Here is a 17119-nt window from a genome sequence, read left to right on the forward strand (position 1 = left end):
ATTATTTTATTTTTAGTTTACTAACTTCAGCCGCCACAATTTTCCCTGAAATTACCGAGGGAGGAACTCCGGGACCGGGAACCGTCAACTGTCCTGTATAGAACAGATTCCCAATCTTTCTGTTCCTTATCTTGGGTTTTAAAACTGCCGTCTGTGATAAAGTATTAGATAACCCGTAGGCATTACCCTCATAAGCATTATAATCAGAGATAAAATCGCTTACACAATAGCTTCTTTTATATTCAATTCTAGAAATAAGATCGGTTTCACCGGTATGTTTTTCAATTCTTTCAAGCATTTCCATCAAATATTTTTCCCTAACAGGTTCCTCATCATGTATGCCAGGGGCAAGGGGTAGCAGTAAAAAAAGATTCTCGCAACCTTCAGGAGCTACATCCGGATCTGTCTTGGAAGGGCAACATGTGTAAAAGAGAGGCTTTTTGGGCCATTTTTTATTTTTATAAATACAATCTATATGATTATCAAGTTCATTTTCAAAAAACAAAGTATGATGTTTTAAATGGGGTATTCTTCCTCTTATTCCCAAATAATAAATAAGACAAGAGGGGGCGAAGGTTCTCGTCTTCCAATATTCATCTTTATAGTTTCTGAGCGATTTGGGAAGTAGTCTTTCTGTATGATGATAATCTGATGAAGCAATGACCGCATCAAATTCATATGTTTTACCATCCACTAGTATGGAAGATACCTTTCCTTTTTCCGTATTTATTTTTTGTACTTCATGATTAAAATGAAACGTTACACCCTGCTTTTCTCCTACCTCTTTCATAGCAAGAACAAGTTGATAAAAGCCTCCCATAGGATATTTTGTGCCCAAAACATAGCCTCCGTAATTCATAAGACTGTACAGAGCAGGAATCTGCTGGGGAGAAGCTCCGAGGAATATAACCGGAAACTCCATCAGAGATTTTAATTTTTCATCAGAAAAGTATCCTGATACATACTTTCGGAAATTGCTGAGAAGATCAAGCTTGAGAGCACTGTTTGCTATTTTTAAAGAAGCAAATTCACGCCAGCTGTAGCAGGGCTTGGTAACAAATTCCTTCATTCCGATTTCATACTTAAATCTAGCAGACTCCATAAATCTGTCATATTGATTACCTGCTCCACTTTCTGTTGCTTCAAAAAGTTCTCTTATAGCATCATTATCTCCAGGAACAGAAACTTTTTCTCCTGAGAAAACCATTTCAAACTGTGGGTCTAAGGAAACAAGTGTAAAAAAATCAGACACTTTGCAATCAAAATCATTGAAAAATCTCTCAATAATATCAGGCATCCAGTACCAGCTAGGGCCCATATCAAAAACATAGCCTTTATCTGTTTTAAATTGCCTTGCACGACCACCAGGTTGGTTATGCTTTTCAAATACATGCACTTCATTGCCGGATTTTGCGGCATAAGCAGCTGCTGAGAGTCCTGAAAATCCAGAACCTATCACTGCAATTCTCTTTCTTAAGTTTCCAGTATTCATTGGTATTTATCTAATAGTTTTAACAGATAATCTTATATCGTATCAATTGAGTTCCTTATTCACCATATCCAGCAAACTGGCAGTTGTCAAATTCATTTTGTAAAAAGAATCATGGAATTGGTCCAATTTAGAAAGTATGGTAATGAGTAACATTTGTTCAGAACGGGTCAAATTCCCCACCACTATCTTTGAAACTTTACGAATCTCCTGCATATGCTCCTCAAGCACCGAAATTCCTTTTTCTGTTATCTGAATATATTTTTTTCTTTTATCTTCCTGAGATTTTGTCTGTTCAACCCAACCATTATGAATCAAACGGTTAATAATTAGTATCCCTGAAGATTTTTCACTTACATTATGGCCGATAAGTTCCATTTTAGACATTGCTCCCCTTGTCCTTAAACTGATCAGATAAATAAAATCATCCTGGCTTGAAAAAACAGAATTCCCAATTGAACGGGAATACATTTTCGCAAACCGTCCTATTCTTATAAGTAAAGTATTAATAATACTCTCGGAACTTCTTCCTAACTCCTTCCCTACCCACCAAGGATTTTCTGATTCAGAAGGATTTTTATGGCAATCATTAATCCAATGTATAAACCCTTGAAGATCATTATTATATAATGCCTTATTTTCATTTTGCTGAATGAATTGATGAACAAGTTCCAAAACTGATTTTAAAAGATCAAAATTCATATCAATCAAATTAGTATACAAATATACTAAAATATGTATATAAATATACTTTAAATTGTTTTATTTAAAAATTATTAATTAAAGAAATACAAAGATTGGGTTTTAAACAAAAGGAAACAAAACAATAAAACACTAATAAACAATATTTTACATATCATCAATTAGATTAAAAAAAATGAAATCATAAGAAAGAAATTAAAAACATATAGTATATTTATAAACTTAATATTTATAAATATCAAACGCTTTAATAAGATTACGCTGTTGACTTGGTCGCTATTTTACAATATAAATCCCGGGCTTTTTTAATTATTAATGTATGTATTGCAATATATTATGTATAATGGAATTGAAAAAACATATTGATTATTAGTCATTTTAATAGTATCTTGTAGAAAACAAATCTTTATTACGATATGTCTGCCAAACGTTACGTTCAAACCCACACCAGGAGGATAAGAAAATTCTTTGGGTTATTAGGTCCGGGATTAACGACTGGTGCTGCCGATGATGATCCGTCTGGAATTGCAACATACTCTCAGACAGGAGCTCAATTTGGTTATGGACAGCTATGGACAGCACTTTATATGCTTCCCTTTATGATTGCGGTACAGGAAGCTTGTGCAAGAATAGGAATGGTTACCGGTAAGGGGCTTACGGGAGTAATCAAAATGCATTACAGTAAGAGAATATTGTACAGTTCAGTAGGGCTTGTGGTGATTGCCAATACGATTAATATCGGGGCGGATATTGGAGCAATGGCCGCTGCCGCACAATTAATTGTCCCTGTTGATATTATCATACTGATGCTTGTTTTTACTATCAGTATATTGGTCTTGGAGATATTCACCAGCTACCAGGTGTATTCAAAATTTCTAAAGTGGCTGGCATTATCTCTTCTTGCCTACCCTCTTACTGTATTCATCATTGATCAACCCTGGAAAGAAATACTAAAAGCCTCTGTTATTCCTCATTTTGAATTTTCATTTAATTTTCTTTTCATAATAACCGGAGTGTTTGGAACAACTATTACCCCTTATATGTTCTTTTGGCAGGCTTCACAGGAAGTGGAAGAAGAAAATAAAAAGGGGTTAATACAAGATGGGAAACCCCAAATCGGATGGCGTCATATTCATGCGATGAGAAAAGATAATAATATAGGCATGATCATTTCCGAATTTACCACATGGTGTATTATTTTGGTCGGAGGAACCGTTTTGCATAGCGCTAATATAACAGATATTAATACCGCAGCTGATGCGGCAAAAGCTTTGGAACCTTTAGTGCAGTCATTTCCAAATTCTGGATTGATATCCAAAATTATATTTGCCATTGGCATCATCGGCCTGGGTTTGCTTGCTATCCCCGTCCTCTCAGGATCAGCATCTTATGCCGTTTCAGAAGCTCTTAACTGGAAAGCCAGTTTAGATATGAAATTTACAAAAGCAAAAGGATTTTATATGGTTATTATTATTTCTACCCTTATTGGCCTTTGTATGAATTTTATCGGTATAAACCCAGTAAAAGCTCTTGTTTATCCCGCAGTTCTCAATGGCATAGCAGCGGTACCTCTTTTGTTTCTGATTATCCGGATATCAGCAAGTGAAAGTATTATGGGAGAATTTAAAAGCAGATGGCTTTCAAAAATTTTATTATGGGCGACATTTTTCTTTATGGCCACCGCTTCTGTGGCAATGTTGTTTACTATTTAAATAATAATTCCTATTCCACTTGTGTTAAAATAATTTCTTCATCTTTTTTAAGAATTTTAACCGGAACCTGAAGATCTGTCTGAATTTTCACCCTAAGTGCCTCCAATGCAGAAGATTCTCCGTGAACAAGCATAATCTGCTTGGGAGGAATTTCATATTTTTTAACCCACTCTATTAATTCAGACTGGTCTGCATGAGCAGATAGTCCCGTGATTTCTGCAATATGGGCTCTGACCTCATAGAATTTCCCGTGCATTTTCAGCTCGTGAGACCGGTTGAGCAGTGCTCTCCCCCTTGTACCTTCAGCCTGAAATCCAACAATGAGGACCGTATTTCTACTGTCCCCAATATAGTGTTTCAGATATTCCAGCACTCTTCCGCCAGTAATCATACCACTTCCCGCAATGATAATTTTTGATTTTTTTTCTGCGATGATTTCCTGAGTTTCAGTATAATCTTTTGTGATATAAATCTTTTCAATAATATCATTCCATTTCTGGGTATCAACCAAAGTGTATCCAGAGTACCTGACCATGATTTCGGTGGCTAAAGCTGCCATAGGGCTATCCAGAACCACTGGAATACTGACTGGGATTTTATTTTCGTTTTTAAGTTCCTGAAGGATATACATGATTTCTTGTGCCCGTCCAACCGCAAAGCAGGGAATAATTATATTTCCCCGGTCTTTTATGGTTTTATTAATCCAATACTCCAACTGATCAGACAAGTCTTTATTTTCGTGAAGTCTGTCCCCATAAGTTGATTCCATAACCAAAAAATCAGCTTGGGAAAAAAAATCGGGAGGAGCTAAAACTGCACTGTGATTTCTTCCAATATCTCCAGAAAAAACTATTATTTTCCCAAAGCAGGTAATTTTTACAGAGCACGCTCCTATAATATGTCCACAGGGTTTAAACATACAGCTTATATGATCGCTTAGTCTAATTTCCTCATTTTCATCAATCACATAAAACTGTTTAAAAGATCTTTCTGCATCATTTATCGTATACAAAGGTTTTGCCGGATTATGTCTTGTATAATGATGACGGTTGGCTTTTTCGGCATCTTCCTCCTGAAGTTTGGCGCTATCAAGTAATATTAGCTTTGTAAGTTCCTTAGTAGGGCCACTCATGTAAATTTTACCTTTAAATCCATTCTTTACGATAAGCGGAATATATCCGCAATGATCAAGATGAGCATGGGTAAGAATAATGGCATCTATTTCCGAAACATCGGTATTCAGTGGCATCCAGTTTTGCTCTCTAAGGTATTTTACTCCCTGAAACAAGCCACAATCAATTAAGATTGTAAGTTCAGGAGTTTTTAATAAATGCTTCGATCCGGTAACAGTTTCTGCACCGCCGAGTGATGTTAGAGTTATAGCGTTCATGGTAATACAATTTTATTGGACTTTTACTTTTTTATTCATTTGCTTTACAGTATTTGCTTTGCCCATTTTGATGTACAGGCGGCCATTTCTATAGTGAGCTTTAATATTACTGACATCAATACCTTCCGGAAGTCTGAAACTCCTTGCAAGAGAAGAGGTTAAAAATTCTTTCCTAACATAATTTTTCTTAATTTCCTCTTTTTTACCTGATGTATAAGCCTGAATATTCAAAATGCCGTTTTCCACCCTTACCTTAAAATCGGCTTTCTTAAAACCGGGAGCATTGACCAATATCTTATAATTCCCGTTTTTATCAATAATATTGACTGAATGTTCTATTTTAACAGGCTGGTTAAGAATCTCATTTGTACTCCAGAACTCTTCTGTTAATAGTTTTGCTGCAGATTGTTTTTGGGCTAAAGTTTTCATAATAATCGTATTTGATTAGAGATCAAAGGTACCATAAGACATATTCAGAAACAGTGACAGTCATTGCATTTAATTGTGACCGTCATCATCCTTCTGCCACCTATTAATAATATCGATAACTTCATAGGCATCGGACGGATCTGCATTTCTGACAGACGCCCATCGTAATCTATCATTTCTTATTTCGGGTACATCATCTTTAAATGGATCTTTAAACCATGCTATAATATATCTGACTCCTAAAGAAATAAGAATTTTAAGAATAACGGATGAAACAGAACAGTCGTTACCGTTAATGACAACAACATCTTTTGCCTCGGCAAAATATACTGTTGCCTCATCCAACGGAACGCTGATGATGGTAATTTTATGCCTTTTATGATTGGCTAAAGCAAGAAATTGTTTGTCAATCTGACTTGTATTGTACGCGATCACTTTCATAGCTTTTTTTCATTCATCAAATGTATTGAAGAATAAAAAAGCCAACCGTGTTCAAAATCATTATTAAAAATGATCTGTATTTCAATTTTTCATTTTCTGTAATCGTGTAATGTCCAAAATTGTAATTCTACCTGCATTTCTGTCAATAAGACCTTCTTCTTTAAAATCTCCAAGTATCCTGCTCACTGTTTCGATAGCCATACCGGCCATAGAAGCAAGATTCTCTCTGGAAATTTCAAAATTTCCTGTCTCTGAATGGGCCTGGTATAATTTGCTGAGGATTTCCGCCATTCTTTTTCTTACTGAAAAATAAGCAAGGTGTAAAAGCTGCTGTTCATGGTTAACAACACTTTGCGCCAGAATTTTAATAAACTTTTCTGCCACATCAGGATATTTACATACCAACTGATCCAGCTCCTCTCTGGGAATAGAGCGCAAGGCAGCATCTTCAAGTACTTCGGCCGTTTCTTTATACTCTCTTCCTGTAAACAATGAGGTAATTCCAAAATATTCGTCAGGGTAATATACACAGGTCATCAGCTCTTTTCCATCTTCTGTCATTTTTGTAGTTTTCACCGACCCGGAAAGTATAAGGTATACTGTATTTGCTGTATCACCTTCCGCGTATATAATCTGTTTCTTTTTAAGGATTTTGATTTTGCGATCATCAAAAGATTTTTTCAGCTCATCCAGACCATTTACAGGTTGAAACAGATGATCCATCTGTTCAGAGTTACTGCTATAAAACTTTTTCTGATGTTCTTTTTTCTTAAGTCTGCCCTCAATTGCATTTAAAAGTTCAATATCATCAAAAGGTTTTGTCAGATAATCATCTGCTCCCATTTCAATTCCTCTTCGTATTTCTGCCCTATCCGCTTTAGCAGTAATAAAGATAAAGGGAATCAGTGAAGTTTCTTCTCTCTTGCTTAAGAGATACAGTACCCCATACCCATCGAGTTCCGGCATCATAATATCACACAATATGATGTCAGGTATATATTTGATGGCCAGCTCTACTCCCTGTTTACCATTTTTTGCCTGCAAAACTTCATATCCAGCCAGCATCAGAATTTCGGAAGTGCTTTCCCGGATGTCATCATTATCTTCAATGATCAATATCTTTATTTTTTCCATGAAATAATAAAACTGTTATTTTCTATTAAAAGACAACGTAAACTGAGTTCCATTACCAGGTCCGCTGTTAAAATCAATTTTTCCATTCATCAGATTAACATACCGTAGAACAATATTTAATCCCAGGCCGGTTCCCGGAATATTACCAATATTATGAGCTCTGAAAAAAGGCTGAAAAAGCCCTGCCTGGTCATCTTCAGGTATTCCAATTCCGTTATCTTTTACCGTCATCTGATAATATTCTTTATTTATTTCTGTACAAAACTCAATAAGCGTATCTTCTCCGGAGTATTTGATCGCATTGCTGATGAGGTTCATAAGACAGTTCCTTAATAAATTCTGATCCAGATTTACAATATTTTCTACTCCGGTATGTTGATAAATTACAATTTGATTGTCTTTGGTTATCAACTGCATTTCTTCTACAAGTTCTTCCGAGAATTTTATTATATCAAACTCTTGATAATCCGGGGTTACAATACCAGCTTCCAACTTCTCCAGAGAAAGAAAATCGTTAAGAATTCCATTGAGACCAGTGATTGCATTTTTTATTTTATGAAGGTGTTTTAGGATCTGAGAATGATCAGCAAGCTGAAGATACTTTTCAATGAGAACTACAGAAAGTTGCATCGAGCTTAAAGGGGTACGAAATTCATGCGAAGCCATAGATACAAAACGACTTTTCATGCGGTTAAGCTCTTTTTCTTTCTCAAGAGAAAGATTCGCTTCTTCTTTTGCCTTTTCCAAAGCACTTAACATTTGTTGAAGAGATTTTGTTCTCTTCTCAACCAGCTCTTCCAGCTCAGTTGTATATTTTTTAAGAAATTCCTCAGCTTCTTTCTCCTTAGAGAGATCGTGTATAAACCCAGTATAAATAACCCTGTTTTGAAGCTGGACTTCGCTTACAGCAAGTCTGAACGGAAATTGGGAGCCATCCTTTCTAAGACCTTTTACCTCTCTGCCTTTACCAATTATTTTTTTTTCTCCTGTCTGCTGATAACGCAACAGATACCCGTCATGTCTGCTGTGATGGGGTTCCGGCATTAATACAGAAATATTTTTACCGATTAACTCTTCTTCTTTATACCCAAATATCTTTAATGCAGAGGGATTTAAATTTTCAATCCTACCCTGACTGTCAATAGTAATAATTCCGTCTATTGCTGTTTCTATAATTGCTTGCAAGAGCCTGGCGCTTTCCATAAAAAAATAAATACTTACCCTTATTAAAGATAAGTATTTTAAATCAATTTCCTGTAAAACACTTTAATATGTCAACAAAATACATATTTCTTAATTATTATTTTCGTCCATATTTTTAGAATCTAAAAATAGATATGACCTCCTTCCGGAATAATCAATAAAGGAATCTGTAAATTCTGAGCTTGTCTGGCTGCATGGCTACCGGCAATAAGCCTTCTTATAAAACCTTTTTGTTGATGTCCCATAACCAGCATATCTATATTTTTATCTTTTAAAATATTCAATCCTGTATCAATACTGTCGCTTTCAATATAGTTATAACAGATTTTTCCCTCAAGATCTTTAAAAAAAGTATCTTTCTTCTGCTGATAGGAGATATTTTCTATGAGATCAACAGCGGTGTCTGTAATATGGGTAATAAGAAGCTCAGCATTGAAATAGTCCGCAAATTTGATGAGTGCATGTGATATTTTTATATCCTGTACATTCAGATCTGTTGCAAATGCAATTTTTTTCAGATCTTTATACTGATATCCTGATGGGATGAGAAGTAGCGGATATTCCGTATGTTCAATCATTTTGATACTGTTACTTCCCAGAAGGAATCGTGCAAGATTACTCGCTCCCTTCATTCCCATTACCACCAGTAATGTTCTGTTTCTCGCCGCTGTGTCATTAATCAGTCGGATCGGATCTCCTGTTTCACATGTATAATAGATAGAAGGATGAAAGGGAAAAGCATCCTCACCCCAGATTTTTTTTTCTTCGGATTCAATGTTTTTAACTTCTTTCTTTAGTTCGTCCTCATATTCTTTCTTTAATACAGGATATTCATACAAGGCCCATGCGGTCTGTCCGAACATTGGTTCCTCAATAGGAATATTGAAGGCGTGACATAGTTCTAGATTACTTTTTAATGCATGTGCCAGATGAAGAGCATATTCTGCGGCAGTTCTGGCGGGCTCCGAAAAATCAGTGGGTACTACAATTGTTCTCATTATTTCAGTTATTTAAATTGAAGTTTACTTTCCAAAATAGGATCAAGATTATAAATGTCATTATAAAACACAAGCTGTCCATTTTTTATACGGCAGGTAAGGTATGTGATCATGATTGGAACGGGCTGCCTTAAAACGAAATCTTTTCTTTCATAACGATCCATCAAAGATTTCATAAGCGGAATTTCATTTGCAGCACCATCATATTTCAGCAGCTCACCAGCCAGCTCGCCAGCCTTTTCTACACGGATGCAACCATGGCTTAAAGCCCGTTGGCTTTTGCCAAATAATTGTTTCTGAGAGGTATCGTGAAGATACACTCCATAGGAATTTGAAAATCTGAAAACGACTGCTCCAAGTGCATTATCACAGCCTGAAGACTGCCTTATACTGTATTGATATGGATTTTTATAAACTTGTTTCAAATTCGATGATGTAACGGGTATTGCTTTTCCTGATCTGTTATACAGTGAATAATGATGTTCTTCCAGATACTGACTGTTCTTTACTATTTTAGGAAGCATCTCTTTTATGAATATATTTTGAGGAACTTTCCAATCAGGGCCTGTTGTAAAATAATCAACTGTGCTTTTTAAAACAGGACTAGGAGTAGAAGGCTTTCCTACAATCACATTATACGTGAGTATCTTATCTTTTTGAACAAAATCCAGAGAATAAGAAGGAATATTTACCAACAGATAGACATCTCTACCAACATCCATCCAGCGTAAACGCTCCATATTAATGGCTATCTTTTTAATTTCTGATTCCTGGTTGGAGACACTATTACCTTTAAAGATCATATTCAGGTAATTCTGAAGATCAATATATTCCTTAATTTTAGGTTCAACATCAAGAACTGCTTTTGACAAATCACCTTTCTTAACTGCCTGATACAATATCTCTCCAGCTTGAAAGCCCTCTATATCATCATTACTATCAATAAAAGACGAACTAAAAAAAGGATTGTATTTTCCAAAATGCAGATCGTTGATAAAGGTAATTAGTGCATCTGTCATTAAAATATCCGTTACTGCATTGTCCTTAGTATTTGTCTGTTCAGGTTGATTTCTTAAAGTATTCAATCTTTCACTAGTAAGATTCTCCTGATGGTAGTCTTTTGCCGACAATCCCTTCTTACCTGCATCCTTAAGTAAAAGAATCGCGTCCTGAAGCAGGTCTTGTTTTATAGTTGAATGAGTCCACACATATTCAAACTGGTGCTGTTTATAAAACTGATTAACAGATTTTGGAAAGTTCAATTCTGAAAGTTCAGTTTTATTACTCAATACAAGTTCTATTTGATTTACAGAGCTGACATCTTGTCCAGAGAAAAATGTAATACCGAAAATGACCGCTATCCAATTCAATAAATTTTTCATAATCCCGAATTTAATCATGTAAAATTCCAAATTCAAAACATTATGAATAATGACCCTTATCACATAAAAAAATGATATTGCCCTTTACTGCATCTTTCTTTTATAAATGTGATCATAAGTTGTCTTTGAAAGATCAACTTAAAAACCGAAACATTAGTTTCACTATGATGAACATCATTTTTCAGAATGACTGCCATCATTCCTTTTACAGTAAGTCTTTCTGAACTTTGAGGCATAAAATTAACTACAAATGAAAACAAATGAACAATTACAACAGGATGTTCAGGAAGCCATCAAATGGGAACCTATGCTGCATCCGGCAGAAATAGGAGTTACTGCATCAGATGGTGTTGTCTCATTAACAGGTACTGTTGATAGTATCGTGAAAAAAAAACAGGCTGAGAATGCAGCCAGAAATGTAAGCGGAGTAAAAGTACTGGTCGAAAACATCCAGGTAAAACTTCCGGATTCAAAAGTAAAAACTGATATCGAAATTGGCGCTGAAATCATCAGTGCTTTTACTTCCAATGTTATTATTCCCCAGGATAAGATAAAGGTTAAGGTAGAAAACGGATGGGTAGATCTGGATGGTGAGCTTCCCTGGGATTATCAGAGAGAGATTACTGAAAATGCAATACAATTCCTCCCTGGAATAAAAGGTATCTTTAATAATATCACCATCAATCCTGATACTAAAGATGTTGTCAGCAAGAAAAAAGTAGAGGAAGCATTGAAAAGAAGTGCTGTTGATGAAAGAGAAATAACGGTCTCTGTATCTGGTACAACAGTAACCCTGACAGGAACTGTCCATTCATGGCAGCAAAAGGAAGAAGCAGGCCGGATTGCCTGGAAAACGCCTGGTATTAAACATTTAAAAAACAAACTGGAAGTCGATTATGAATACAATGTATAAGTAAACGATTCCGGTTATCAGAAATTAAACATAATATTGTGAAATCTTTTCTTACAAAAAGCTTTGCTCTTGCAGGCAATATTGCCTCCTTTTCTGCTCGGTTTTTCAGAGAGATGGTGAAACCCGGTTTTGAATATAAAGAGTTTACCAGACAATGTTTTGTTGTGGGATATCAGTCATTGCCTCTGGTAACCGTAACCGCTTTTATCATGGGGTTGGTACTTACCATTCAATCCCGTCCGGCGATGTCAAAATTTGGGGCTGAATCCTGGATACCTGGGATGGTTTCACTTTCATTAATAAGAGAAATTGCCCCGGTTATTACTGCTTTAATCTGTGCAGGAAGAGTATCCTCCGGAATAGGTGCCGAGCTTGGCTCAATGAAGGTTACCGAACAGATTGATGCTATGGAGGTTTCTGCCATTAATCCTTACCGCTATCTTGTGGTAACAAGAACTCTTGCCACAACATTAATGATACCCATCTTAGTTGTTTTTGCAGATTTGGTAGGAATCATAGGAGGTTTTATAGGGATCAATATTCACGGAGATAATAGTATCAGCCATTATTTTTCCCATGTTTTTGACTCTCTGGAATATGCCGATCTTCTTCCCGCAACCCTAAAAACATTTTTTTTCGGTTTTTTTATCGGAATTATCGGCTGTTATCATGGGTTTACTGCTGAAGGAGGAACAAAAAGTGTAGGAAAAGCGGCCAACACAGCCGTAGTTTCAGCTTCCCTGATGATCTTTATTATTGATCTGATAGCAGTACAGATTGCGGATTTATTTTTTGAACTGTAATGGAAACATATGGAAAAAATGAATGCTGAATTTACCATGCCTGTAGCTAACGGACCTCTTATCGAGTTTAAAAATGTATATAAATCCTATGGTAATAATAAGGTTTTGGACGGGATAAGTTTTCAGGTAAAAAAAGGAGAAAATCTGGTGATACTAGGTAGATCAGGTTCAGGAAAGTCCGTTACGGTAAAATGCCTTGTAGGTCTTACCAAAATTGATGAAGGAGACATCTATATTGACGGAAAAGCCATAACCAACCTTAATGAAGAAGAGCTTAACAAGGTGAGAAAAAAAATTGGTTTTCTGTTTCAAAACGGAGCTTTATATGATTCTATGACAGTGAGACAAAATTTAGCGTTCACTTTACAGCATCATAATAAAAAACTAAGTGAAGAAGAGATAAATAAGGCTATTACTGAAGCATTATACAATGTTGGGCTTGAAGAAGCGATTGATAAAATGCCTTCAGAGCTTTCAGGAGGGATGCGAAAAAGAATAGGCCTTGCAAGAGCTCTGATTATAAAGCCTGAAATTATGATCTATGATGAACCTACCGGAGGATTGGATACAATTACTGCCAAAGAAATTATAGAGCTTATCTGCAGCATTAAGCAAAAGTTTAATACAACCTCTATTATCATCACCCATGATCTCCTATGTGCAAAGTATACCAGTGACCGGATTATTGTACTGAAAGATGGGAAAGTCAATATTGAAGGAACCTATCAATTGATTGAGCACAGTAAAGACGCTTGGGTAAAGTCATTTTTTGAAAAATAAAGATAACACGTCATGAAAAATGAATCATCAAACAATCTGAAATTAGGAGTCTTCGTTATAGCTGGAATTATTCTTTTTATATTGACCATTTATTTTATTGGCCTTAACAGAAATATATTCGGTACAAACTTTATTTTGCGTTCAGAATTCGAAAATGTAAGCGGATTAAAACAAGGCAGCAATGTACGCCTTTCAGGAATTAACATCGGAACTGTCAGTAAAATAGACTTTATTTCTGATTCATTGGTAATGGTAAAAATGAGCATCAAAAAGAATGTTCAGCGATATATCAAAACAGATGCGGTGGCAAGCATTGCTTCAGACGGTTTGGTTGGTGATAAAGTACTAGTTATTTCTCCGGGAACAGGTTCTTCCAAAGTGGTTGATAATAACGCAGTAATTGCTTCATATAAAACTACAGAAATTGAAGATGTACTTTTCAGTATCAAGAAAAGTGCAGACAATATCCAGACCGTTACCACCGGCTTGGTTGATTTCACAGCCAAAATGAATAATAAGGATGGTTTATTGGTAAAAGTAATGACCAGTAAAGATTTTGCCAATCGGATAGATAAAACAGTACAAAATATTCAGACGAGCGTGAATGATTTCGCATCATTTACTCCTACCCTTCGCAACAAAGATGGAATCATTAATAAAATATTTACTGATAAAAATTGGAGCGATAATGTAGAAAGCAGTGTTCTTGACTTAAAAAACAGCTCAAGGCAGATCAGTATTTTTGCCGAAAAGCTCAATGATAAAAACAATATACTTTCCAAAATCACTACAAACGATACTTTGGCTGCTTCATTGGAAAAAACACTGGATAATCTGGAGAAATCTTCTGATGATCTAAAAAAATTCACCTCAAAAATCAACAATGAAGAAAACGTTGTTTCCAAATTGGTTGATAACCCCAGATTAGGCAGATCAGTAGATTCCACAATTAATAATATCGGTAAAGGAGTCGATGAACTCAGAGAATTGGAGGCGGCAGCAAGAAATAATTTCTTATTAAAAGGATATTTCAAAAAAAAAGCGGCAAATAAATAAAAGCCTACCCAGTGAAAATTTAAACCCACACGTACTTAATCCTGTAATTAATATAGAGATTTTGCTTACACAACTCCACATCAGATATTCAACAATAATTAATTATTACTTCAAATTATTAATCTTTACAACAAAATAATTCATTAGATAATGAAAATTCATTATTTTAGTAGTAAACTTAAAAACTAAAACCAACGCAAATGTGTAAAATTTTTATTGTTGATGATGACATTTTTTTTGGAGAAATGCTAAAATATCATCTCCAGCTAAATCCTGATTATGAAGTTCTGTTATTCAACAATGCAAAGGACTGCCTTTCCAATCTTTATCTTAATCCAGATATCATTTGTATTGATTTTGGGCTACCAGACATTCAGGGCGATGAACTTTTTATACAGATTAAAAACATATATCCTGATCTCCCGATTATTGTTATCAGCGGACAGGAAAATATTGAAGTTGCCATCAATTTTCTAAAGCTGGGAGCCAAGGATTATATTGTAAAGAATGACCATACAAAAGAACTTTTGTGGAATTCTATCATGAGATTGAAAGAAAACATCAGTTTAAAACAAGAGGTCGAAGATCTTAAAGACGAGCTCGAAAAAAAATATACGTTTGAAAAAACAATCATTGGACAAAGCCATCCCATAAAAAGTATATTTTCTAAAATTAATAAAGCACTTACTTCCAATATCAATGTTTCCATTACCGGAGAAACCGGCACCGGAAAAGAAGTTGTTGCGAAGGCCATCCATTATAATTCATCAAGAAAGAACAAGCCTTTTATCGCTGTCAATATGGCTGCGATTCCTAAAGAACTTGTAGAAAGTGAGTTTTTTGGTCACGAAAAAGGAGCTTTTACAGGTGCAACAGAAAGAGCCAGCGGAAAATTTGAACAGGCCAATGGAGGAACTATTTTTTTAGATGAAATTGCAGAACTTGATCTTAACATTCAAAGCAAACTTCTTCGTGCCTTACAGGAACGAGAGATCACAAGAGTAGGTGGAAAACAGAAAATTGAACTGAACGTAAGGATCATCACAGCTACACATAAGAATCTTGCACAAGAAGTTAAAAAAGGAAATTTTCGTGAGGATCTCTATTACCGGATTATTGGCCTTCCCATTGAACTTCCTCCTTTACGTGAAAGAGATCAGGATGTTTTGATTTTGGCCAAACACTTTATAGATCTTTTCGCAAAGGAAAATAAGAGCAAACCTTTAAGCTTATCTTCAGATGCAAGGAAGAAGCTTCTGGATTATCATTTCCCGGGAAATGTAAGAGAGCTAAAATCCGTTGTTGATTTGGCCTGTGTGATGTGTGACCATCACGAAATTACAGCAGAAGACATTAATTTCTACAATCTGGAAAAAGACTCAGAATCTTTTCTCAATGAACAAAAAACGCTAAAACAATATACCACCGATATTATTTTGCATTTTCTAAAAAAAAATAATAATGATGTCATTAAAACTGCAAAATTATTAGATATAGGCAAATCAACTATATATAATCTTATTAATAACCTTGAAATCGAAAATAACTAGATGAAAGTTGCTAAATTACTTTTTACGGACGGAGAATTCAAATATGAAAGAAATGATGAAAAGCTTAACTATCAGGAAGCTCAAATCATTATAGGATATGGAGCCAGAAGTATTATTGAAGAGGATAACTTTTATCTTCTTTTAAAGGAAAAGTTTCCTAATGCCGAGATAGCCCTGTCTTCTTCTTCGGGAGAAATTTTCTGTAATGAAGTCTATGATGATACGGTAGCTTTAACCATAATCAGCTTTTCAACAGCTTACATAAAAACATCACAGATTGATATTGAAGACTTTTCATGCAGCTATGATGCAGGAAAAAAATTAATTGAAAACCTTCCTTCTCAGGATCTTAAATGGGTTTTTATTTTGTCCGATGGCAGTAAGGTTAATGGCAGTCAATTGGTTCGCGGACTTAATGCCAGCCGCCCCGAGGAAGTTTTGATTTCTGGTGGGCTGGCTGGGGATGGAGATAAATTTGAAAAAACTGTAGTTGGACTCAATCAGGTTCCTGAACCCAATAAGATTCTGGCCATTGGATTTTATGGCGCAAACCTGGAATTATCTCATTCTTCAATTGGGGGCTGGGAAAGCTTTGGGCTTGAAAGAGTGGTGACCAAGTCACATGATAATGTTCTTTATGAAATTGATAATAAAAATGCATTAGATCTTTATAAAAAATATTTGGGGAAATACGCCGAAGACCTTCCCGCCTCTGCTCTTCTTTTTCCATTGTCTCTTACAATGCACCAAGATTCTTTATCAGTAGTGAGAACAATTCTTTCCATTAAAGATAACACGATGATTTTTGCCGGAGATTTGCCGGAAGGAAGTAAAGTAAGGTTTATGAAAGCCAACATGGACAGACTTATTGATGCAGCCAATGATGCAGCCAATCAATGTCTTAAAATGAATACACATACTCCTAAACTGGGAATTATTATAAGCTGTGTAGGAAGAAAAATAGTATTGGGAGACAGAGTCTATGAAGAAGTGGACATCGTACGTGATGTTTTTAAATCAAGTACTGTACTAACCGGATTTTACTCCTACGGAGAGTTATCTCCTTTAAGCCCGTTCGGCAACTGTGCTCTGCACAATCAGACTATTACCATCACCACAGTTAATGAAATTGAATAG

At 35.5% G+C, this 17119-nt stretch carries 16 protein-coding genes; 7 read left to right on the plus strand and 9 right to left on the minus strand.

The window, feature by feature from the left end; genetic code table 11:
• Position 1: 1 nt before the first annotated feature.
• Both A1704_RS01900 and A1704_RS01905 read right to left on the minus strand, forming a co-directional pair.
• Positions 2-1492, minus strand: coding sequence for a phytoene desaturase family protein (locus A1704_RS01900; RefSeq protein WP_062669936.1), 1491 nt, complete (start codon positions 1490-1492; stop codon positions 2-4).
• A 42-nt stretch (positions 1493-1534) separates the two neighbouring features.
• Positions 1535-2191, minus strand: coding sequence for a MarR family winged helix-turn-helix transcriptional regulator (locus tag A1704_RS01905; protein WP_062669938.1), 657 nt, complete (start codon positions 2189-2191; stop codon positions 1535-1537).
• A 416-nt stretch (positions 2192-2607) separates the two neighbouring features.
• Here A1704_RS01905 and A1704_RS01910 point away from each other — a divergent pair, with 416 nt between their 5' ends.
• Positions 2608-3903 (plus strand): NRAMP family divalent metal transporter, encoded by a 1296-nt coding sequence (locus A1704_RS01910; RefSeq protein WP_062669940.1) that lies wholly within the window; start codon positions 2608-2610, stop codon positions 3901-3903.
• A 10-nt stretch (positions 3904-3913) separates the two neighbouring features.
• Here the strand turns inward: A1704_RS01910 and A1704_RS01915 are convergent, their stop codons facing one another.
• The 7 genes from A1704_RS01915 to A1704_RS01945 all read right to left on the minus strand — a co-directional run bounded on the left by A1704_RS01915 (position 3914) and on the right by A1704_RS01945 (position 10880).
• A complete protein-coding gene (locus A1704_RS01915; protein ID WP_062669942.1) occupies positions 3914-5293 on the minus strand; it encodes an MBL fold metallo-hydrolase RNA specificity domain-containing protein in 1380 nt (459 codons plus the stop codon).
• Between the two features lie 12 nt (positions 5294-5305).
• Positions 5306-5722, minus strand: a complete 417-nt coding sequence (locus A1704_RS01920; protein ID WP_062669944.1) for an Hsp20/alpha crystallin family protein — start codon at positions 5720-5722, stop codon at positions 5306-5308.
• A 69-nt stretch (positions 5723-5791) separates the two neighbouring features.
• A complete protein-coding gene (locus tag A1704_RS01925) occupies positions 5792-6163 on the minus strand; it encodes a hypothetical protein (protein WP_062669946.1) in 372 nt (123 codons plus the stop codon).
• Between the two features lie 81 nt (positions 6164-6244).
• The gene (locus A1704_RS01930; protein ID WP_062669948.1) at positions 6245-7297 is read right to left on the minus strand and encodes a response regulator; all 1053 of its coding nucleotides are present in this window, start codon (positions 7295-7297) and stop codon (positions 6245-6247) included.
• Positions 7298-7312: 15 nt separating this feature from the next.
• A complete protein-coding gene (locus A1704_RS01935; RefSeq protein ID WP_062669950.1) occupies positions 7313-8500 on the minus strand; it encodes a PAS domain-containing sensor histidine kinase in 1188 nt (395 codons plus the stop codon).
• Between the two features lie 122 nt (positions 8501-8622).
• A complete protein-coding gene (locus A1704_RS01940) occupies positions 8623-9498 on the minus strand; it encodes a universal stress protein (RefSeq protein WP_062669953.1) in 876 nt (291 codons plus the stop codon).
• Positions 9499-9506: 8 nt separating this feature from the next.
• On the minus strand, positions 9507-10880 hold the full coding sequence (locus A1704_RS01945; protein WP_062671545.1) for a L,D-transpeptidase scaffold domain-containing protein: 1374 nt from the start codon (positions 10878-10880) through the stop codon (positions 9507-9509).
• 250 nt (positions 10881-11130) lie between these two features.
• Here A1704_RS01945 and A1704_RS01950 point away from each other — a divergent pair, with 250 nt between their 5' ends.
• From A1704_RS01950 to A1704_RS01975, 6 genes are all read left to right on the plus strand, one after another.
• Complete coding sequence (locus A1704_RS01950; RefSeq protein WP_062669955.1) at positions 11131-11793, plus strand: BON domain-containing protein; 663 nt, start codon at positions 11131-11133, stop codon at positions 11791-11793.
• Positions 11794-11831: 38 nt separating this feature from the next.
• Positions 11832-12596, plus strand: coding sequence for an MlaE family ABC transporter permease (locus tag A1704_RS01955; protein ID WP_117753078.1), 765 nt, complete (start codon positions 11832-11834; stop codon positions 12594-12596).
• A gap of 9 nt (positions 12597-12605) precedes the next feature.
• On the plus strand, positions 12606-13376 hold the full coding sequence (locus tag A1704_RS01960) for an ABC transporter ATP-binding protein (RefSeq protein WP_117753079.1): 771 nt from the start codon (positions 12606-12608) through the stop codon (positions 13374-13376).
• Between the two features lie 12 nt (positions 13377-13388).
• Entirely contained in the window at positions 13389-14432 is a 1044-nt protein-coding gene (locus A1704_RS01965) for an MlaD family protein (RefSeq protein ID WP_062669959.1), read from the plus strand.
• Positions 14433-14632: 200 nt separating this feature from the next.
• Positions 14633-15982, plus strand: coding sequence for a sigma-54-dependent transcriptional regulator (locus A1704_RS01970; protein ID WP_062669961.1), 1350 nt, complete (start codon positions 14633-14635; stop codon positions 15980-15982).
• Positions 15983-17119: an FIST signal transduction protein gene (locus tag A1704_RS01975; RefSeq protein WP_062669964.1), complete on the plus strand. Its 1137-nt coding sequence runs from the start codon at positions 15983-15985 to the stop codon at positions 17117-17119.

The organism is Chryseobacterium cucumeris (genome assembly GCF_001593385.1).
GTDB classification, from domain to species: Bacteria; Bacteroidota; Bacteroidia; order Flavobacteriales; family Weeksellaceae; genus Chryseobacterium; species Chryseobacterium cucumeris.